The 19,937-nt window shown below is 68.5% G+C and carries 16 protein-coding genes; 12 read left to right on the forward strand and 4 right to left on the reverse strand.

Features of this window, described 5'->3' with window-relative positions:
* Positions 1–65 precede the first annotated feature (65 nt).
* Positions 66–986, forward strand: a complete 921-nt coding sequence (locus ACIBG8_RS38560) for an SDR family NAD(P)-dependent oxidoreductase (protein ID WP_397348147.1) — start codon at positions 66–68, stop codon at positions 984–986.
* Here the strand turns inward: ACIBG8_RS38560 and ACIBG8_RS38565 are convergent.
* A complete protein-coding gene (locus ACIBG8_RS38565; protein ID WP_397348148.1) occupies positions 973–1,776 on the reverse strand; it encodes a TrmH family RNA methyltransferase in 804 nt (267 codons plus the stop codon). The genes ACIBG8_RS38560 and ACIBG8_RS38565 overlap by 14 nt on opposite strands.
* Positions 1,769–2,536: a DUF4184 family protein gene (locus tag ACIBG8_RS38570; protein ID WP_397348149.1), complete on the reverse strand. Its 768-nt coding sequence runs from the start codon at positions 2,534–2,536 to the stop codon at positions 1,769–1,771. The genes ACIBG8_RS38565 and ACIBG8_RS38570 overlap by 8 nt, the downstream gene beginning before the upstream one ends.
* A 119-nt stretch (positions 2,537–2,655) precedes the next feature.
* Here ACIBG8_RS38570 and ACIBG8_RS38575 point away from each other — a divergent pair, with 119 nt between their 5' ends.
* The 11 genes from ACIBG8_RS38575 (at position 2,656) to ACIBG8_RS38625 (ending at position 17,548) form a co-directional block, all read left to right on the forward strand.
* Positions 2,656–3,294, forward strand: coding sequence for a cation transporter (locus tag ACIBG8_RS38575; protein ID WP_397348150.1), 639 nt, complete (start codon positions 2,656–2,658; stop codon positions 3,292–3,294).
* A 145-nt stretch (positions 3,295–3,439) separates the two neighbouring features.
* Complete coding sequence (locus ACIBG8_RS38580; protein WP_397348151.1) at positions 3,440–5,221, forward strand: substrate-binding and VWA domain-containing protein; 1,782 nt, start codon at positions 3,440–3,442, stop codon at positions 5,219–5,221.
* A gap of 356 nt (positions 5,222–5,577) precedes the next feature.
* Positions 5,578–7,170, forward strand: coding sequence for an RNA polymerase sigma factor (locus ACIBG8_RS38585; RefSeq protein ID WP_397348152.1), 1,593 nt, complete (start codon positions 5,578–5,580; stop codon positions 7,168–7,170).
* Positions 7,171–7,762: 592 nt separating this feature from the next.
* Complete coding sequence (locus tag ACIBG8_RS38590) at positions 7,763–8,131, forward strand: hypothetical protein (RefSeq protein ID WP_397348154.1); 369 nt, start codon at positions 7,763–7,765, stop codon at positions 8,129–8,131.
* Positions 8,128–9,246 (forward strand): GNAT family N-acetyltransferase, encoded by a 1,119-nt coding sequence (locus ACIBG8_RS38595; RefSeq protein WP_397348155.1) that lies wholly within the window; start codon positions 8,128–8,130, stop codon positions 9,244–9,246. The genes ACIBG8_RS38590 and ACIBG8_RS38595 overlap by 4 nt, the downstream gene beginning before the upstream one ends.
* Before the next feature lie 144 nt (positions 9,247–9,390).
* Positions 9,391–10,224 carry a glycosyltransferase family 2 protein gene (locus tag ACIBG8_RS38600; RefSeq protein WP_397348156.1) on the forward strand — a complete coding sequence of 278 codons (834 nt, stop codon included), beginning with the start codon at positions 9,391–9,393 and terminating at the stop codon, positions 10,222–10,224.
* A gap of 12 nt (positions 10,225–10,236) precedes the next feature.
* On the forward strand, positions 10,237–11,166 hold the full coding sequence (locus tag ACIBG8_RS38605; RefSeq protein WP_397348157.1) for a glycosyltransferase: 930 nt from the start codon (positions 10,237–10,239) through the stop codon (positions 11,164–11,166).
* Complete coding sequence (locus ACIBG8_RS38610) at positions 11,163–11,966, forward strand: polysaccharide deacetylase family protein (protein ID WP_397348158.1); 804 nt, start codon at positions 11,163–11,165, stop codon at positions 11,964–11,966. The genes ACIBG8_RS38605 and ACIBG8_RS38610 overlap by 4 nt, the downstream gene beginning before the upstream one ends.
* The gene (locus tag ACIBG8_RS38615) at positions 11,959–13,275 is read left to right on the forward strand and encodes a lipopolysaccharide biosynthesis protein (RefSeq protein WP_397348159.1); all 1,317 of its coding nucleotides are present in this window, start codon (positions 11,959–11,961) and stop codon (positions 13,273–13,275) included. Before ACIBG8_RS38610 ends, ACIBG8_RS38615 begins: the two co-directional genes overlap by 8 nt.
* A gap of 83 nt (positions 13,276–13,358) precedes the next feature.
* Positions 13,359–16,256, forward strand: a complete 2,898-nt coding sequence (locus tag ACIBG8_RS38620; protein WP_397348160.1) for a hypothetical protein — start codon at positions 13,359–13,361, stop codon at positions 16,254–16,256.
* 68 nt (positions 16,257–16,324) lie between these two features.
* Positions 16,325–17,548, forward strand: a complete 1,224-nt coding sequence (locus ACIBG8_RS38625) for a DUF418 domain-containing protein (protein WP_397348161.1) — start codon at positions 16,325–16,327, stop codon at positions 17,546–17,548.
* An 11-nt stretch (positions 17,549–17,559) separates the two neighbouring features.
* On the opposite strand, the gene ACIBG8_RS38630 is transcribed toward ACIBG8_RS38625, so the two are convergent.
* Both ACIBG8_RS38630 and ACIBG8_RS38635 read right to left on the reverse strand, forming a co-directional pair.
* Positions 17,560–18,492 carry an AraC family transcriptional regulator gene (locus ACIBG8_RS38630; protein WP_397348162.1) on the reverse strand — a complete coding sequence of 311 codons (933 nt, stop codon included), beginning with the start codon at positions 18,490–18,492 and terminating at the stop codon, positions 17,560–17,562.
* Between the two features lie 2 nt (positions 18,493–18,494).
* Positions 18,495–19,880 carry a xylan 1,4-beta-xylosidase gene (locus ACIBG8_RS38635; protein ID WP_397348163.1) on the reverse strand — a complete coding sequence of 462 codons (1,386 nt, stop codon included), beginning with the start codon at positions 19,878–19,880 and terminating at the stop codon, positions 18,495–18,497.
* Between the last annotated feature and the right edge of the window lie 57 nt (positions 19,881–19,937).

Here is a 19,937-nt window from a genome sequence, read left to right on the forward strand (position 1 = left end):
CCCTCATCATAGCTAAAATCCAGAATGAGTATGATTTCAGAGTCATTCTAGTTTTTGGAGTCGCCATGTCATGGGACGTGAAACACCTGCCACGGGCGGACGGGAAGACCTTCCTCGTCACCGGCGGCAACGCGGGCATCGGATACTTCGTCGCGGAACAGCTCGCGGGCACCGGCGCGACCGTCATCCTCGGCAGCCGCGACCCCGTCAAGGCGGAGGCCGCGCAGGCCTCGATCCGCGCCCGCGTCCCCGGCGCCCGGGTCGGCCACGTCAGGCTGGACCTCTCCTCCCCGAGGACCGAGCCCCTGGACATCGAGCGGCTGGACGCGGTCGTCTACAACGCGGGCGTGCTCCTCGACCGGCCGCCGCGTCGGCTCACCGAGGAGGGGACCGAGCTGATGTTCGCCACCAACCACCTCGGCCACTTCGCGCTGACCTGGTGGCTGGCGCCCCTGCTCGCCGCCGCGCCGGCGGGCCGCGTCGTCACCACCGGCAGCTTCACGGCCAAGTCCGAGAGCCTCGGCCTCGACGATCTGCAGAACGAGCGCGACTACCGCCCCAAACGCGCGTACGCACGGTCGAAGCTCGCCCAGATGCTCTTCGGCTTCGAACTCGACCGCCGCCTGCGCGCGGTCGGCAGCACCACGATGAGCGTGGTCACCCATCCGGGCGGCGCGCTCGACTCGCTCACGCCGTCCCGACCGCCCGTCCGGGTACGGACCACAGGGGAACGGCTGCGCGGCCTGCCCGCCGGACTCCTCCTCCAGAGCAAGGAGGCGGCCGCCTGGCCCGCGGTCCGCGCCGTGCTCGACCCGGCCGTGCGCGGTGGGCAGCTCTGGGGGCCGCGGGTGTTCGGCATCCGCGGCCTGCCCGTCCTTGAACCCGTGCGCGGCCAGCTGGCCGACGTCGAGCTCGCCGCCCGCCTGTGGACCGCGAGCCGCGAACTGACCGGCCTCGACCCGAGCCTGGCCTTCAGCCCCGCATGAGGGTGTGGCAGGCGATCGCGGTGGCCGCGACGACGTTGAGCGAGTCGACGCCCGAGGCCATCGCGGTCGCGCTCATCGGGATGCACACCCGCTCCGACGCCTCGTTCAGCCAGCGCGGCGACAGCCCGGGCCCCTCGGAACCCATGAGCAGCGCGACGTGCGACCCCATCTTCACCTCGTCCAGGGGCGTCGCGCCCTGGTCCGGGGTGAGCGCGAGGGTCTGGAAACCGGCCGAGCGCAGGGTGTCCAGCCCGCCGTACCAGTCGTCCATCCTGGCGTACGGCACGGCGAAGACGGCGCCCATCGAGACCTTGACCGAGCGCCGGTACAACGGGTCGGCGCACCGCGGCGACAGGATCACCGCATCGACCCCCAGCGCGGCCGCGCACCGGAAGATCGCCCCGACATTCGTGTGATCGACGATGTCCTCCAGGACCACGACGCGGGTGGCCGTGGCCAGGACGTCGGGGACGGGCGGCACGGGCAGGCGTTCCATGGAGGCGAGCGCGCCCCGGTGCACCTGGAACCCGGCGACCCCCTCCATGACCGCCTCGTCCACGACGTACACCGTGCAACCGTCCAGCACGTCGGACAGCGACGCGAGCCAGCGCTCGGTCGTCAGCACGGAACGGACCGGGTAGCCGCTCCCGACGGCGCGCCTGATCACCTTCTCGCCCTCGGCCAGGAAGAGGCCGCGCTCGGCCTCCAGGCTCTTGCGCAGCTCCACGTCACGCAGGCTGGTGTAGTCGGCGAGGCGGGGGTCGCGCGGGTCGGTCAGATACTCAGGCACCTTCGAATACTGCCACGACCCGCCTGACCTGCCAGACCAGCGCGTAGCAGAGGAGCACGAGGCTGAGGCCGACCACGGTGCCCGCGCCGACCTTGGTGAGCATCGAGGCGATGCCGGGATACTCGGGCTCGTCGACCATCGGCCAGACGACCGCCCCCACCAGGATCCCCACCGCGCACGCCGCGAGCACCCCGGCACGGACCCCGCGGGAGATCACCAGCCTGTCCGGTACGGCTGCCGCCGGCATGCGGGCCAGCCCGCGCCACACCCACCACACCACGATCGCCAGCCCGACCACAGACGAGCCGTACTGGAGGGCCCGGAACAGCGGGATCACGTCCAGGACCCGGTGGTCGAACCCGCTCCACCCCCAGTACATCGAGGCGGTGGAGTGGGTGAAGGAGTCCCAGAACACGTGCGTGGCCGAGCCGACGACCGCGCCGGCGACGATCGGCAGCACCCGGAACGACGGCTTCAGCACCGCGGCGCGCCCGCCGAGCGACGGCGGCAGCAACGCGATCAGCGGTTCCCTGAAGACGCCGTGGAAGAGGCCGAGCAACACGAGAACGGACAGCAGGTCGAGCGTCAGCACGCCCTGCAACGAGTGCCAGTCAGTGCGCTCAGGCAGAAAAGGGAGGAAAATCGGCAGGTCAGGGACCATCGCTCCCAGCGCGAGCGCCCATGGGTCGAGCCATCTGCGTATCGTGGGCGAGGACACCAGCGGCAGCACGGCTGCGACGTGGGCGGGCGTGAACGGCACGAGTCGCAGACTACCCGGCGAATCTTGACCATCCTTTACCTAGACCCGCTAAGGTCACTCTAAGTAGTGGGTAAGGTACGTATCGCTGTCGACGGCCGGAGGCCAGAATATCGGGGGTCATGGTGTCTGACCAGCGGATTCATGAGCATCCGGCCGCGTCAGCCACCTGGCTGCGCGACGCCCGCCTCGCCCGGTCGCTGTCGGTGGGCACGCTCGCCTGGCTCGGCGTGGAGAGTTCACTGGGGCTGTTCGCCGGGTTTTCTGCGCATTCCGTCGCGCTCATCGGCTGGGGACTGTCCTCGTTCGTGGAGGCGCTCGCCAGCCTGATCGTGGTGTGGCGGTTCACCGGGTCGCGCACCCTGTCCCCCAGCGCGGAACATCGGGCGCAGCGAGCGGTCGCCGTCAGCTTCTGGCTGCTCGCCCCCTACCTCGTCCTGCACGTGGCGCACGATCTCGACGCGGGCCACCGGGCGGCGCCGACCCTGCTGGGCATCGTGGTGACCGCGGTGAGCCTGGTCAGCATGCCCGTGCTCGGGATGGCGAAGCGGCGGCTCGGCGCGCGGCTGGCCTCGGCGGCCACGTCGGGCGAGGGCACCCAGAACCTGATCTGCGCGGCGATGGCGGCCGGTGTTCTCGCAGGTCTGTGGGCCGGCACGGTCGGCTGGTGGTGGGTGGATCCGGCGGTGGCGCTGGCGCTTGCGGCGGTCGCCGTACGCGAGGGATGGCGCGCCTGGCACGGTCACGGATGCTGCCACTGACCGTCACAGCCGGTAATCGCTGCACCAAAAGAGCGGTTTTGCCACACTAAGCCCACCGAGTATCGTTCCGTAGGCATTGCGGATTGTTTACCGGTAGGGTGACCCGAATTCTCCCGGAACGTCGCAGAACACCGAAGAGGACATCGTGGGGCGACACCGTACAGACGAGCTCGATGATGGCTATCGCGCCTCCGAGTCGGCCCCTCGCAGGCGAAGTGGTGGCAGTGGCCGGGGCAAGGTACTGGTCCCGCTGGCCGGCGCGGTCGCGCTGGCCGTCCTGCTCGGTGTGGCCGCCTTCGTCATCTTCAACAAGGACCACAACTGCTCGGCCGGGAAGATCGCGCTGCGCGTGACGGCCTCGCCCGACATCCAGCCCGCCCTGTCGAAGATCGCCGCCTCCTACACCAAGGCGACCCACTCCATCGACGACAAGTGCGTCGAAGTGAGCGTTGCCAAGGAGTCGACGGCCAAGACCGCGGTCACGCTCGCGGCCGGCAAGTCGGCGACGGACCTGTGGGTGGCCGACTCCAGCATGGTGATCGCCCGGCTGCGCGGCGACGAGGCGGGCGCCGGGCTGCCCGAGCCGTCCGGATCCGTCGCGGTGTCGCCCATCGTGCTCGCCGCGCCCAAGTCGGCGGCGGCGAAGCTGGCCGGGAGCCTGGAGCCGAGCTGGTCGGGCCTGATCGCCGCCTCGAACGTGGCCAACCCGGACGGGCCTGGCAAGAAGATCCGGGTGCTCGCCCTCGACCCGCAGAAGAACTCGGCCGGTCTCGGCGCCCTGCTGGCGGCAGCGGGCGCGGCCAAGGCCGCGCAGGTCAGCGAGAAGGCGTTGCTCGGCTCGCTCAAGCAGCTCTCGCGCACGCTCGTGGCCGACCCGAGCGCGCTGCTGGCGTCGCTGACGGTCAAGTCGGCCGACAAGAAGGTGCCGCTGGGCGTCGCCACCGAGCAGAACATCTGGGCGCACAACACCAAGAAGCCGGACGCGCAGGTCGTCCCGCTCTACCCGGCCGAGGGCACGCTCTTCCTCGACTTCCCCCTGCTGGTGCTCACCAAGGACGCGCAGGTACAGAAGGCGGCGGCCGCCTTCCAGAAGGAGCTCGCCGGGGACTCGGCCGTGAAGACCCTGCGTGACTACGGCTTCCGCACGGCGGACGGCAAGGGCGGCACGGCGCTGTCCAAGGGCGAGGGGTTCAAGCCCGAGGCGCCGCAGGCGCTGGCAGCGCCGGACGCCAAGACGGTCGCCAGCCTCAGCCAGACGTGGTCCAGGCTGAACCTCGGCACCCGCCTGCTGGCCCTGCTCGACGTGTCGGGCACGATGGCGCTGCCGGTGCCCGGGACGCAGATGACCCGCATGCAGGCGATCAGCAAGATCGCCACGGAGGGCATGGGCCTGTACGAGGCCAACGCCGAGATCGGCGCCTGGGCGTTCTCCACGCACCTGGACGGTCAGGGCAAGGACTGGAAGGAGCTCGTCCCGGTCGGTCCGCTCAGCGAGCAGGTGAACGGGGTGCTGCGCAAGCAGGCGCTCGCTCAGCAGCTGGCCACGGTCCAGGCGAAGGCGACGGGTGACACGGGTCTGAACGACACGCTCAAGGCCGCCTACAAGGAGATGCTGGACGGGTACCAGAAGGACAAGATCAACGTCGTGCTGGTGCTGACGGACGGCGCGGGCAACGACGACCCTGACGGCGGGGTCAGCAATGACGAGATCCTGGAGTATCTGAAGTCGCAGTTCGACCCGAAGCGGCCGGTGAGCATCCTGCTGATCGCGTTCGGTCCTGACGCGGCGAAGGGCAAGAAGCAGATGGACGCGATCGCGCAGGCTACGGCGGGCGAGGCGTTCATCGCGAAGGACATCCTCGGGGTGCGGGACGTGTTCCTCGAAGGCATGAAGCGCCGCCTCTGCGCCCCGAAGTGCGACGGCTAGATTTCTGAAGGACGCACTTCTCGACAAAGGACCTCCGCCCAGGCGGGGGTCCTTTGCACGGCGGGGCCGACCCCGCCGTCCCTTTCTTGTACGGCGGAGCCGAGGGATCGCTGCCCGCCGTAAGGGGCTGGGGCCTGTCCTTCATGGCCATCCAGCGTGCGTGGCCGGGCGCCGCGACATCGCCCGGATGGGCTAGTAAACGGACTTAGATCAACGCCCTCCCCTCCTCTCCCTCGTGTTTGCGCAGGTCATGCCCGCTGGTTATGGGTGTGTGGCCCCCGGACAACCCGCCCGTGGGAGGCGGCGTCCAACCCGCTGTGGGGCCACGATCCAAGTCCTGCGGGGAGGAAGTTCTCGTGCCCGGATGGCCGACTGTCGACCGCGCCGACGACCACCAGCTGGTGGACGCGCTGAGGCGTGCGGACACCGACGCCCCTGCCAAGCTCTACGACGCCTACGCCGAGCGGCTGCACGACTACGCCTGCAGCCTCACCGGCGACCGCGACCAGGCGGCCGATGCCGTACACGATGCCCTGGTCACCGCCCAGGGATGCGTCGACCAGCTCAAGGAGACCACCAGGCTGCGCGCCTGGCTCTACGCGCTGACCAGGTTCCAGGCGGCGGCCCGCCTGGACAGGGGCCAGGCGCAGGATCCGACACCGCCGCCGGTGCTCGACGATCCCGAGGACCCGGAGATGGCCGAGCTGGTCCACGAGGCGCTGGGCGAGCTGAGCAGGAGCGAGCGCGAGGTGCTCGAACTGTCGCTGCGCCACGGCCTGACGCCGGGCGAGGCGGGTTCCGTGCTCGGGCTGACCTCGCGCCAGGCGACGACGCGGCTGGGCAGGGCGCGCGACCATCTGGAGAACGCGGCCGCCGCCGTGGTCCTGGCCAGGACCGGGCGGGCGCACTGCCCCGACCTGTCGGCGATGGTCGACTCGTGGGAGGGGCCGCTCACGCCGATGTTGCGCCGGAGGCTGTCCGGGCACATCAGCGGGTGCGAGGTGTGCACCGAGGGCAGGCACAAGCACGTCGCGGCTGCCCGGCTGCTGGACATGGTGCCGGTGGCGTTCCCGCCGATCTCGCTCCGCCGCCGCGTGGTCGAGACGTGCGTGAACCCCGAGCTCGACCAGACCCGGACGATGATCGCGGACACCGGCGCCTTCGACAAGACCGGCTTCCCCGTCGCGGACAAGAGCGCGAACCGGCCGTCCAAGCGCCCCCGCGCCGGTGCCAGGCGTCGGCGTCCGCGCAAGCTGCTGCCCGTCGTGCTGCTCGCGGTCACCGCGATGGCGGCCACGGGGGCGATGGCGCTGATGGGCGGGGAGGAGAAGCCGCTGGCGCTCAGCGTCCCGCCGCCCACGGCGTCCAGCGACCCGCTGCCCAGCACCGACCAGGAGCCGGAGCTGCAGACAGAGGAGTCAGAGGAGCCGCCCACCCCGACCCCCACCGTCACCCGCACGACTCCGACGGCGAGCACCCCGACGCGACGGGCCGCGCCCACCACGCAGACCACCCGCCCGGCCGCGAACCCGACGACCACCCGGGCGCCGCAGCCGGTGGCGCGGCTGGCGGTCGGCTGCCCCGGGCGGATCGACGGCGCGGGCAAGGTCACCTTGAGCGCGCGCAACGCCACGGTCACCTGGAGCGCCACGTCGTCCGAGGGCCTCGACGTCTTCCCCGCCTCGGGTTCCCTGCGGAGCGGCGCGTCGGTCGCGATCTGGGTGACCGCCATCGACCCGGACGAGCCCGGCTCGGGGACGGTCGTGCTCACGTCCAACGGGGGCGGCGGCAGTTGCTCGGTGACGTGGCGCGGCGATCCGCCCCAGTCGTCGGAGTCCCCCACCGCCCCGCCGAACAGCCCGGACCCGACGGTCAACCCGGACGCGACCGCCACGTCGAGCACCACGACTGACCAGACGGCCGCGACCGCGGACCTGCTGGGCCACTGACGCGGGCAAGGAGAAGTGGGATAAAGCTCACGTCTGAGAATGGTGGGACAGGAGCTCACTTCAGGGAGTGGTGGGGGCAGAGGCTCCCACCACTCACGCATTTCAGGAGACGGCGCGGCACCGGTGCGCCCGGGTCACGTGAAGGTCTGCTCATGGCCGCGCGGCTCCGGCGAAACCTCCGGCGGGCACGGGCCTCGGGATCTTTCTGCGGACCTTAGGTGTGAAGGGGTCTGATGAGGAAAAAGCGACCTGCCCTGAAGATCATTTAAGTAACTTTCAGGCAGGCTTCAGGTGTCATGGGTGACGATGGTAGAGGTAGATCAACGGACATCAGCACATTCTGGTGACAAAAAGGTATAAAGCGGACCCCAACGCGAAGATCGGTGGCAAGATAGGGCATCCTGGTGGACTTGGAATCCGCCCAGGGTTGCCCGGCTCTTGACGATGTGTTGAAGAACACATGGGGAACGTCACCAGTCCGGTAAACCAGGTGCGGCGGCCAAGCGTCGGCATTGACGCACTCGGGGGTGCGTTGGTCGGATGAAGAATGCGATCAACCGTGCCTTTGCCCAGGAAGGACCAGGAGTAGGACATGTTCAGGAACCGTAGAGTTCTGACGTGGGGGCTCGCGCTCGCGTGTATCGCCGGTGCGGTGATCGCGCTGGCCGATATCCAGACGCCCCTGCGCCCGTTCCTGATCTCCCTGTTCCTTCTGGTGGTTCCAGGTGCGGCAGTCGTCGGACTGTTGCGTGATCGTGACCCACTTGCCGCACTATCAGTAGGTGCCGCGGCAAGTCTCGTACTGAACGTTCTCCTTGCCCAAGCCATGCTGTTGTTTGACGCATGGTCGCCCCGGGCCGGTGTGGCGACCGTCGCCGTGCTCGGAGGGTTCATGTACGTGCTTCGCGTGTTGTACCGGGGGAAGAACATGCAGACCGAACAGGGGGCCAGGTCAAGGTGAACATTTCCGTGGTTCGCCCGAGAGACCTCGGCGACGTTGAGCGATCCCGATGGCGGGAGTTGCAGAAGGCCGATCCCAGCCTCGACAACCCCTTCCTGTCGGTGGAGTTCGCTGTGGCGATGGACCGCCTGCGTGACTACGTGAGGGTGGCGGTCATCGAGGACGGGGGGAAGATCACTGGATTCTTTCCGTATGAACGGCACAGCTTCGGCATAGGTAAGCCCTTGGGCGGCTTCCTCACTACGTGTCACGGTTTGATTTCAATACCGGACCTCAAGGTCGACGCGAAGGCACTCTTGAGAGCGTGCAAGCTCACTGTCTTCGACTTCGACCACCTGGTGGCCGGCCAGCCCACGTTCGCCCCGTTCGAGACGGACGTACGGCCGGCCCCGATCATGGACTTCACCAACGGCTTCGACGCCTGGCTCGATCAGGTGAAGAGCAACTCACCCAAGAACCTGAAGACCGTGCGCTACAAGGAGCGCAAGTTCGGCAGGGAGCAGGGCGGGTTGCGCTTCAACTGGGCTTCTGCCGATGACGAAGAGCTCCGTACGCTGCTCGCCTGGAAGTCCGATCAGTACCGGCGCACGGGCAGGGTGGACAGGTTCGCCCAGCCCTGGATCGTCGAACTGATCGATCTGATGCACGCGGAAAGGTCGGAGGACTTCTCCGGCGTGCTGACCATGCTCTACGCGGGTGACGTCCCGGTCGCCGGCCATTTCGGTCTGCGCACGGCGACGACGCTCGTCGGCTGGTTCCCCGCCTACGACACCGAGTTCGCGCGCTACTCACCGGGCATCGTGCATCACCTGCAGATGGCCGAGCACGCGGCGCAAGCCGGCCTTCACCAGGTCGACATGGGCAAGGGCGGCAAGGAATACAAGGACTGGCTCAAGAGCGGGGTCCTGCTCGTAGCCGAAGGACGGATCTCCAGACCGTCCGCGGCGGCGGCTGTTCACTGGATCGGACGGACTCCTTTCAACAAAGCCCGAACAATCGTGACCGATCGACCGTCTCTCTATAGAGCGGCCGACCGTGTCCTGAAGGGCTTCGGTCGAATGCGCACGTCCATCCAGCCCGATTCAACCGCCAAGGAACCATCGGGAGCGCGCTAGAGCTCCCATCTCTACCCCTCACCCAAGCAAGCAGCACACCCTCACTCGCACAGGACCCTTCATGCACCGTTCGCCGCATCCGCCATCCCCTCTGGCTCCCGGGTCCGATCGGCAGCGTCAGGTCCCGGAAGGATTGTCCTCACCATGAGTCCCGAGATCACCAAGCACAACGGCAAGGCACAGGTTGCACCCCTGCGCTCCATGCCGCCGCTTGAGCGTTTCACTCCCGTCACGCCTCACCTGGCCATATCTCCAACGGTGAGCGTCGTGGTGCCCGCGATGAACGAGGCGGAGAACCTTCCGCACGTGTTCGCGACACTGCCCCAATGGATCGACGAGATCGTGCTGGTCGACGGAAATTCCGTCGACGACACGGTGGCTGTGGCCAAGCGGCTCCGGCCCAATGTGAAGATCGTCACCCAGACGGGCAAGGGCAAGGGCGATGCGCTCGCGGCCGGTTTCGCCGCATGCACCAGCGACATCATCGTCATGATCGACGCCGACGGTTCCACTGACGGACATGAGATCATCACCTTCGTCGGCTCTCTTGTGACCGGCGCCGACTTCGTCAAGGGCTCGCGCTACGCGGCCGGCGGCGGCAGCGACGACCTGACCTTCAGCCGTCGTTTCGGCAACAAGGTGCTGACCGGCCTGGTCAACGTCATGTACGGCACGCAGTACACCGACCTGTGCTACGGCTACAACGCGTTCTGGGCCCGCCACCTCGACGTCCTCGACCTCGACTGCGACGGCTTCGAAGTCGAGACGCTGATGAACGTGCGCGCCGCCAAGGCCGGCCTCAAGGTGCACGAGGTCCCGAGCCACGAGCGTTGCCGCATCCACGGCGAGAGCAACCTGCGCGCCATCCGCGACGGCATGCGCGTGCTCAAGACCATCCTGCGCGAGTGGCGCCGTCAGCCCACCGCACCCATCCCCGAGCCCGCTGCAGCTCCCGCCGCGGACCGGGGTGTCGCCTAGTTCGGGGTTACCGTGAAAACGTCAGTCGTCATCTGCGTCTACACCGAGGAGCGCTGGGAGGACATCAGGCAGGCCGTGGAGTCGGTCGAGCAGCAGACGCGCAAGCCGTACGAGCTGCTCCTGGTCGTCGACCACAACCCTGATCTGCACCTGAAGCTCAAGCGTGCCTACCCGCAGGCCATCGTGGTAGAGAACACGCACGAGCAGGGGTTGTCCGGCGGCAAGAACACCGGCGTGGCCGTTGCCACGGGCGACATCGTCGCCTTCCTCGACGACGACGCTGTGGCGGACCCCGGTTGGCTGGAGGCTTTGGAGGAGGGCTTCCAGGACCCCGGAGTCGTCGGCGTGGGCGGTCGCACCGACCCGCTGTGGGCGTCGAAGCGGCGCCCGCGCTGGTTCCCGTACGAGTTCGACTGGACGGTCGGCTGCACCTACCGCGGCATGCCCGACGTCAAGGCGCCGATCCGCAATGTCATGGGGGGCAACGCCGCCTTCGTCCGCGGGGTCGTGGCGGAGGTCGGCGGGTTCAACAGCGGCATCGGCCGCAGCGTGCAGGGCAGGAAGAGCCGGCCGCTGGGCTGCGAGGAGACAGAGTTCTGCATCAGGCTGACGCAGCAGAAGCCGGGTTCGGTGATGTTGTTCCAGCCGCGCGCGGTGATCGGGCACAAGGTGTCCAGGCAGCGCGAGGGCTTCGCCTACTTCAGGTCCAGGTGTTACGCCGAGGGCCTGTCCAAGGCGCTCGTCACCCGCGAGGTCGGCACGCAGGACGGGCTCGCCAGCGAGCGCGCGCACGCGATGAAGACGCTGCCGCTCGGCGCGCTCCGCGGGGTCGGTGAGGCCCTGCGCGGCGACGTGGGCGGCCTCGGCCGCGCGGCCGCGATCGTGGTCGGGCTGGCCTGGACGACCTGGGGCTATGTAGTGGGAAGTTGGAGACTGCGATGATCCGGGTGCCGATCCTCATGTACCACTCGGTCACCGACCGGCCGAACGGCGAGACCGCGCCGCTGGCCGTCCGGCCGTCCGACTTCGCCGAGCAGCTGGCCTACCTGTCGGAGAGCGGGTTCACCCCGCTCACCGTCGCCGACCTGGTCGCCTCGCTCAACAAGAACCAGGGGCGCTCCGTGCCGGAGAAGCCGGTCGTCGTCACCTTCGACGACGGTTACGCCGACTTCCACAGCCAGGCGCTGCCCGTTCTCGAGCGTTACACCTTCCCCGCCACGGTCTTCCTGACCAGCGGGTGGGTGGCCGACGCGGGCAAGGACGCGGCGGGCAGGCCGCTGGACGACATGCTCACCTGGGGCCAGGCCCGCGAGGCCGCCCAGACCGGCATCGAGATCGGCGGGCACAGCCACAGCCACCCCCAGCTCGACCAGCTTCCCGAGGCGGAGCTGCGCCAGGAGCTGCGCAAGAACAAGGGGCTGCTGGAGGAGAAGATCGGCAGCCCGGTCGCGACCATGGCCTACCCGTACGGCTACAGCAGCGCCCGCGTGCGCCGCGAGGTCTACAAGGCCGGCTACTTCGCCGCCTGCGCGGTGTCCAACACCATCGCGGCCGACCGGCACGACATGCTGGCCATCCCCCGGCTGACCGTCGCCAGGCACACCACGATCAACATGTTCAGGCGCGCCGTGGAGGGCAGCGCCGTACCTCTCATCTACCTGCGCGAGCGCGTCCTGACCAAGGGCTACGCGATCGTACGGAGAACCAGGTACGGCCTGCAGCGGGTGCGCGGCAATGTCTAACATCGTGCAGAAGGTCATGCGCGACCTCCGTAACCCGTTGTTCCGCAACGGCTACGCGCTCATGGCCAACACCGCGATCACCGCCGTCCTGGGCATGGGTTACTGGCTGCTGGCCACGCACCTCTACTCGCCCGAGGAGTTCGGCCGCGGCCAGGCGGTCATCACCGCGATGCGGCTGTTCGCGTCGCTGACCGCGCTCGGTCTCGTGGGGGCGCTGGCCAGGTTCATCCCGATCGCGGGCCGCCGCACTCCTGAGCTCATCCTTCGCGGGTACGGCGTGGCCGGGGCGACGGGATGCGTGGCCGCGCTGGGCTTCCTGCTGACGCTGCCGCTGTGGGGCAAGACCTACTCGGTGCTCGGCGGGTTCGGCCCTGGGCTGTTCTTCCTGGCGTCCGTGCTGGTGTGGTCGGTGTTCACGCTGCAGGACGTCGCGCTGACCGGGTTGCGCAGGGCGACCTGGGTGCCGATCAACAACCTGGTCTTCGGCCTGGTCAAGATGGGGCTGCTGGTCGCGCTCGCCGGGGCTCTGCCGTCCGGCGGGATCTTCGTGTCCTGGATCGTGCCCACGGCCATCGCGCTGATCCCGGTCAACTTCCTGATCTTCGGCATCGTGGTGCCGCGGCACATGAAGGAGACCGCCTCAGAGGCGTCTCCGCCGCGGTTGCGCGAGGTCGGCCGGTTCCTGGCCGGTGACTTCCCCGGAACGCTGTCGATGCTGGCCATCGTCTACCTGGTGCCGGTGCTGGTGGCCGCACAGGTGGGGGCGGCGACGTTCGGCCGGTTCTCGATGGCGCACACGCTGGGGTGCATGATCGAGCTGCTGGCGATGAACATGGCGGTGTCGCTGACCGTCGAGGGCGCTTTCGACAAGTCGCAGCTCGCGGCCAACTGCCGCAACGCGTTGCGCCGGGCTTACATGATCATCGCGCCGATCATCGTGGTGACGATCCTGGCCGCGCCGTTGATCCTGACCATCTTCGGCAGTGCGTTCGCCGCCGAGGGGACGACCCTGTTGCGGCTGATGGCGCTGGCGGTCTTGCCTCGGGTGTTGATCGAGGTGTATCTGAGTGCTTTGCGGGCGCAGAGTCAGGCTCGGAAGCTGGCGGTCGTGCAGGGTGGGCTGGCGTTGCTGGTGCTGGTCTCGATGTTGTCGCTGTTCCCCGTTTTCAACGTGAACGCCGTGGGGGTGGGGCTGCTGATCAGCGAGATCCTGGTGGCCTTGCTGATCTTGCCCGAGCTACGTAAAATACTCAAATTTGACGAAACCGGGCAGCCTAGCGTGACGCAGGAGTCGCCCGAGCCCGCATGATTGTAAACGTGAGGCAACGGGCAGGCGATGACATGACCACGGGGACCACGGACTCCTCAGAGACGGAGAGGGAGCAGTCTGACGTGTCCTTCGATCCCGACGCCACCGGCGTGATCCCGCGGATCACGGTCCAGCCGCCGGAGCCCGAGGACGAGGACACCGCGCCTCGGCCGCAGGGGAAGAAGGCGCGCAAGGAAGCCAAGGCCGCCGCCCTGAAGGCCCGCCGCGACGCCGCCGACCCCGAGGCCGCTGAGCCCGAGGCCGCCTCGCCGGAGGTCACTGAACCCGAGGTCACTGAGCCTGAGGTCACTGAGCCTGAGGCTGTTGAGCCCGAGGCTGTTGAGCCCGAGGCTGTTGAGCCCGAGCCCGAGCCCCAGCCCGAGCCCGCTTCCGAGGCCGAAGAGACGCCCGAGCCCGACGACGCCGTTGATGAGGACGACGCCGATGTGACGCGTCCCGGACGGTTGCCGAAGCCCGTGGCCCCCGTGAAGGACGACGAAGAAGAGCTCGACCTGTCCGCCACGGTGACCCGCAGGGTGCCCTCCTCCTTCGCCGTGCAGATCGGCCATCCCCCCACGCCGGAGGATGTCGCCCCCGAGGCGCCCGCCGTACCGAAGGACGCACCCGCCACCTCGCCGCAGAAGGACACGCCCACCACCAGGACGCCCTCACGGCTAGAGGACGCCGCCAAGGCCCCTTCTTCGCAGCAGGCCGCTTCCGCGGCGCCTGCCGTACACGAAGAGACGTCCGCCCCCGCGAAGCAGGGTGTGGCGACGGACCTGACCGCTGCGCCGGTGAAGCCCTCTCCCCTGGCTGTGGAGAAGGCGGCTCCCAAGGCCACCGGCATCAGGGGGATCCTGCAGAGCGCGCCCAAGTGGCTGCCCGTCCTGCTCACCCTCGAGGGCCTCCTCATGTACGTCCTGGCGCTGCGCATCGCGCCCGGACCCCTCCGCGGCGTGGACCCCGCCGACATCGGCGGCCTCGGGCTGATCTCCGCCATGCCCCTGAGCGCCTTCGCCGCCATCTTCATCATGATCGTGGCCTTCTTCGTCACGGTCTCCCAGAGCAGCGACCGCAAGTTCCTCCTCCTCTTCCAGATCGCCGTCATCACCTTCGCCCTCCACGGCGCGGGCGCGATCGTGGCCGACGCCCCCCGCTTCCCCACGGCGTACGTGCATGCGGGCTTCGTCGACTACATCTCCAGAACGGGCGAGAGCTCGATCGTCATGGACGCCCGCATGGGCTGGCCCGGGTTCTTCGCGTTGTTCTCGTTCGTCACCAAGACGGCGGGGATCACCGACCTGACCCCGATCCTCATGTGGACGCCACTGCTGTCCAACCTGCTCTACCTGCTGCCGTTCGTCCTGATCCTGCGCCAGGTGGTGGCGACGACGCGGGCCCGCTGGTTCGCGGCGCTGCTGTTCATCCTGGTGCAGTGGATCGGGCAGGACTACTTCTCCCCCCAGGGCTTCACGTTCGCGCTCTATCTGGCGTTCGTGGCGATCCTGCTGCGCTGGTTCGGCCGCGTCGAGGAGCGGACGAAGCCGATCCCGCCCAAGGGCAAGGTCAGGCGGCTGCTGGCCAAGCTCGACGCGATGATGCCGGGCGAGCTGGCCAACACCGGCATGTGGCGCGCCGACAAGCTGCTCATGCTCATCCTGCTGATCCTGCTGTTCGTGGCGGCGACCGCCTCGCACCAGATCACGCCGTTCATGATGCTGGGCACGCTGACCGCGTTCCTGATCTTCAAGCGGACGTCGCTGACGTGGGCGCTGCCGTTCTTCTTCGGCCTGATGGTGCTGGCGTGGATCAGCTACCAGACGGTCGGCTTCTGGTCGAACAACATCGACACGATCTTCGGCGGGCTCGGCAGGCTGCTGGACAACCTGCAGCGCGGCACCGGCGACCGGATCTCCGGCAGCGACCCGGTGCACGCGCTGGTCCTCAAGACGCGCCTGGGCATCTGCGCCGCCGTACTCGGGCTGGCCCTGGTCGGTTTCATCCGCAGGATGCGCCGCGGCGTGTTCGACCGCGCTGCGGTGATCCTGCTGTGCGTGCCAGCGCTGGCGATGGGGCTGCAGAGCTACGGCGGCGAGATGCCGCTGCGCGTCTACATGTTCGCGCTGCCCGGCGCGTGCCTGCTGGCCGCCTACGCGTTCTTCCCGAACATGCCGGCCGACAGCGCGGACGCCCGCGACGAGACGGTCCCCGTGCGCAAGCGCAACGTGCGCTTCAACCCCGAGCTCACCAAGAAGCTCTCGCTGGTGCTGGCCGCCACCGTGGCCATGGTGTTCGCGCTGTCGTTCCTGGTGGCGCGCTACGGCAACGAGAAGTTCGAGCGGGTGACCCCGAGCGAGGTCGCCGCGATGCGGTACGTCTACGAGCACGACAAGCCGAGCGCCCGCGTGCTCTACCTGGTGCCGAAGACGGGGCCGGAGAGCACGCCGATCCTGCCGTGGGGCGAGCGCGACTACGAGCGGACCGTCTACGAGCAGGTGCAGGTCTTCAAGGACCCCAAGGACATCAGCTCGGTCGTCAAGAAGCTGCAGTCCGACTACCGGAACACCTTCCTGGTCGTCACCGACGCGCAGGCCGCCTACCTGGAGCTTAACGAGGGCTTCCCGAAGGGCTGGGCCGACCAGTTCAGGGCGACGCTGGACGGCTCGAAACTGGTGAAGAAGGTCTATTCAGGCGACGACGCCGCGGTCTACACGCTGAAGAAGTTCGTGAAGGGCACCGAGATTCCCGAGCCGAACACCCCGTCGGGTGTGGGCGATCCCACAACGCCGTGGGACCTGGTCGGGCTGATCGCCCTGGGCGTGTTCTGGCCTGCCCTGTTCGCCTATGAAGTGATCAGGCTGCACGGCGATGACCGGGCGCGTAAGGCCAGGCGGAGGCTGCTTTACGTGGCCATTCCGGCCTTCGCGCTGTCCCTCGGCGTGATCATCGAGCGCTTCATCTACATCGCTATGAACAAGTGATGTAACAAATACGGATTTAGCCCCCAATATTCACAGGAAACCCTCAGGAATGCGCAATGATATCTCTGATGAGGACACAGGGGGCAGTGCGCAGCATGGGGCGTGGGGAGACGACGGCCTCGCGGATCGGATCCGTCGACGCCTTACGCGGGTTCGCGTTGCTGGGCATCCTGGTCGTCAACATCGCCTTCCTGGCCTCCGGCTACCGGATGGCGGGGCTGGCTGAACCGGCCTTCGACGGCCCGCTCGACTGGGGCGTGCGCTGGTTCGTGACCATGTTCCTGGAGAACAAGTTCTACCTGCTGTTCTCGTTCCTGTTCGGCTACAGCTTCACGTTGCAGCTCGACTCGGCCGTACGGCGGGGCAACGCGTTCGTGCCGATGTTCCTGCGCCGCCTGGGCGGGCTGTTCGTGATCGGCGTCGTGCACGCGGTGCTGCTGTTCCCCGGCGACATCCTGACCACGTACGCCGTGGTGGGCGTGGCGCTGCTGGCGCTTCGGAACGTGACGCCGCGGCGGGCCATGATCATGGCGGTCTCGCTGACGGTGTTGCTCGCCGCCGGGTTCGCGCTGCTGGCGATCATGGCGCAGCTCGGGCTGGACACGACGGGGCGGGTCGGCGGCGGGCTGGCCGAGGCCCAGGTCTCGGACATCGCGCAGCTCGGGACGGTGGGGCAGATCATCGGGGAGCACATGCACAAGCTCTCCACGATCATGGTGTTCCGCGTGCTCTTCCAGGGGCCTGCCGTACTCGCTGCCTGCCTGATCGGGCTGGCGGTCGGGAAGCTGGGGGCGTTGCGTGACGTGGCCGCCTACGCCTCGGTGTTGCGCCGGCTGCAGTGGGTCGGGTTCTCCGCCGGGCTGATCGGGGCGTTCTTCTACACCCAGTCGGCTTGGAACGGGGTGGGGCACAAGTTCCTGGGGCAGGCAGTGGACCTGGTGACGGCGCCGCTGCTGGCCGCCGCCTACGCCGCGACGCTGTTGCGGCTGCTGCCGCACGTGCCGAGGCTCGGGCAGGCGCTGGCGGCTCCTGGGCGGATGGCGCTGTCGAACTACCTGGGGCAGTCGCTGATCTGCTCGCTGATCTTCACGGGATACGGGCTCGGGTTACTGGACCGGGTGAGCCCGTTGCTGGAGGTGGCGATCGCGATCGGGGTGTTCTGCCTGCAGGTGGTCTACAGCCACCTGTGGCTGCGCAACCACCGCTACGGCCCGGTCGAGTGGATCCTCCGCTTCCTCACCTACTGGCGCCGCCCGACCGCCACCAAGGCACAGACCCTCTCGGAGGGATGAATCCCTGGGATTCATCCCGTCAGGGAGCGGCGGTAGCGGCCTGGGGCGGTGCCGTACTCACGCTTGAAGGCGTTGGCGAAGGCGAATTCCGAGCTGTAGCCGATCTGGGCGGCGACCTGGCTCAAAGAGGCGTCCGAGGCCCTCAGGAGCTGCGCTGCCCTCGTCAGGCGCCACCACGTGAGGTACGTCAGCGGTGGCTGCCCCACCAACGCGGTGAAGCGCTTGGAGAAGGCGGCCCGCGACAGGGACGCCTGCGCCGCCAGTGACTCCACCGTCCACGGTGCGGCGGGGGTCTCGTGGATGGCGTGGAGGGCGGTGGCGATCGCGGGGTCGGCGAGGGCGGCCGCCCAGCCCGTCGTGGCCCCCCGCTCCCCCGTGAACCACGTGCGCAGGATGTACAGCAGCAACACGTCGAGCAGCGCCGGGATCACCGTGTCCACGCCCAGCCGAGGGCTGTCCAGCTCCCCGCCCAGCAGATCGACCGCCGCCCGCAGCTCCGGCGACGTCCCAGCGGGCAGGTGCACGATCTCCGGCAGGTCGGCCATCAGCGGATGCGCCCTGGCCGGGTCGACCTGGTACCCGCCGCACAGGGTCACCGTACTGCTGGAGGACGGCACGCCCACCGTCGCCGAGGCGTAGCGCTCGTCGAACCTGGGGTCGTTCATCGGGTCGCAGATCGGCTCGGTGATCGCCGTCGTCAGGTCGTCGACGAGGGAGAACCCGGTGCCGTGCGGCAGGAACAGCACGTCGCCCTCGTGCAGCTGGACCGGCGTCCCCTCCCCCGAGGGCACGAGCCAGCAGGATCCACGCAGCACCACCTGGAAGGCCGCGGAGCCGCGCACCGTGGGGAACTCCTGCCCCCAGGGCGCGTGCCACAGGATGCGCGCCGAGCGCGGCTCTCCTGCGCGCATGACGGCCACGACGTCGCTGAGCACGTCCCCCATGCCTACGGCGTCCCCCGCTGCGCCCACTTGATCTCGTACGGCTGCAGCGAGACCGGCTTGCCGTCCACGGTGGCCGAGACCGGCTTGTCGCTGGTGTTCACCATCACGAGCTGCCGCTGCTGCGCCAGGACCCTGACCTTCTTGTCCGACGATGTCACCGGCTCCAGCGTGGTGCCCAGCGGGAACCACTTGGTGAACCCGCTCAGCAACCCCGCCATCGGCAGCTCGTTGCCCCGCTCAGGGCTCCACAGGCAGCCGCGGCAGTCCTTGCCGCTCTTCTGCTGCGGGTTCCAGTAGAGAGCGGTGCTGGCACCGCTGGTCGCGAACTCCATCAGCGCCGTCGCCTGCACGGCCGTGCGCTTGGCCTCGGTCCATCCGGCGTTCTCCGGCTCGACGTACCACTCGGCCCACCACACCGGCATGTCGTTGCTCTTCTGGCGCAACCACGTGGTGATCGCGCTGAACTTGCCCGTGGCGGCGAAGTCGTCGGGAACGTTCCCCTTGTCGTTCGTCATCGAGGCGCCGTCGACGACGATGAAGTCGGCGCCCTTCTTGTGCTCGATCCAGTACTCGATCGCGTCGAGCGCCCGCTGGTCGACCGTTCCCCACGGACCGGTCAGCTCGGAGGCGTCCTCGCGGGAACTGCTCTCGACCGGGATGTACGGCCCGCCGACCTGGATCTTCCCGTCGACCTTCTTCAGCGCGTCGTAGACCTTGTTGTAGAGCTCGGTGTAGGCCTCGGCGTCCCAGCGGTTGTCCGCGCCGTTCCAGAAGCCCTTGAACTCGTTCCACACCATGAAGTACTTCACGGTCGGATAGCGCCTGGCCACCTGCGCGGCCAGCTTGGCGTAGTCGTCGAAGTGCTCCCGCTTGGGCGCCGTGGTGTGGTTCTTCGCCCAGTCCGTACGGCCGGCCTGCCCGCCCTTCATCCAGTCGGGCGCGCAGCACAGCGTGATGACCGGGATGGCCTTCGACGACGACATGAACTTCAGCCGCCGGTTCAGGTCGCGGAAGTCGTACTTGCCAGGAGACGGCTCGGGGTTGCCGACGCCCCAGCCCATGATGTGCTGGTTCTGGATCAGCGGCACCCGGCCGAGCACGTGCTTGGCCTGGTCGGTGATCTCGGCCGGCGCGTTGTCCGCGCTGTACTGCGTGTGCGTGACGCCCCAGCGCGGCCACTCCTCCAGCGCGGGCGGCGACTCCAGGCTGGGCGGCGGCTCCTGGGGAAGCAGCGTGGCCGCCTCGCCCTTGGTCGCCGCGCGTTGAGCGCCCCGGTTCCCGGCATAGACCATGATCGCGACGACGAGCAGCACGGCAAGGATGCCTGCGCCCAGCGCGATGGGCCATCCGGGCCCCCGGCGCGCGTGTCGACCACCGGTCGGAATCACGGGAACCCTCCACTCATACAGAGGCCGGGCAAGGGCTGCCCGGCGTCCTTTATGAGG

Origin of the sequence: Nonomuraea sp. NPDC050556, assembly GCF_044457355.1 — a bacterium.
Classification (GTDB): Bacteria; Actinomycetota; Actinomycetes; order Streptosporangiales; family Streptosporangiaceae; genus Nonomuraea.

Bases quoted from the DNA above. Each gene is read 5' to 3' on its own strand.
- ACIBG8_RS38630 (WP_397348162.1), bottom strand. From the start codon at position 18,492: ATGGGGGACGTGCTCAGCGACGTCGTGGCCGTCATGCGCGCAGGAGAG.
- ACIBG8_RS38575 (WP_397348150.1), top strand. From the start codon at position 2,656: ATGGTGTCTGACCAGCGGATTCATGAGCATCCGGCCGCGTCAGCCACC.
- ACIBG8_RS38625 (WP_397348161.1), top strand. From the start codon at position 16,325: ATGAGGACACAGGGGGCAGTGCGCAGCATGGGGCGTGGGGAGACGACG.
- ACIBG8_RS38600 (WP_397348156.1), top strand. From the start codon at position 9,391: ATGAGTCCCGAGATCACCAAGCACAACGGCAAGGCACAGGTTGCACCC.
- ACIBG8_RS38615 (WP_397348159.1), top strand. From the start codon at position 11,959: ATGTCTAACATCGTGCAGAAGGTCATGCGCGACCTCCGTAACCCGTTG.
- ACIBG8_RS38560 (WP_397348147.1), top strand. From the start codon at position 66: ATGTCATGGGACGTGAAACACCTGCCACGGGCGGACGGGAAGACCTTC.
- ACIBG8_RS38590 (WP_397348154.1), top strand. From the start codon at position 7,763: ATGTTCAGGAACCGTAGAGTTCTGACGTGGGGGCTCGCGCTCGCGTGT.
- ACIBG8_RS38610 (WP_397348158.1), top strand. From the start codon at position 11,163: ATGATCCGGGTGCCGATCCTCATGTACCACTCGGTCACCGACCGGCCG.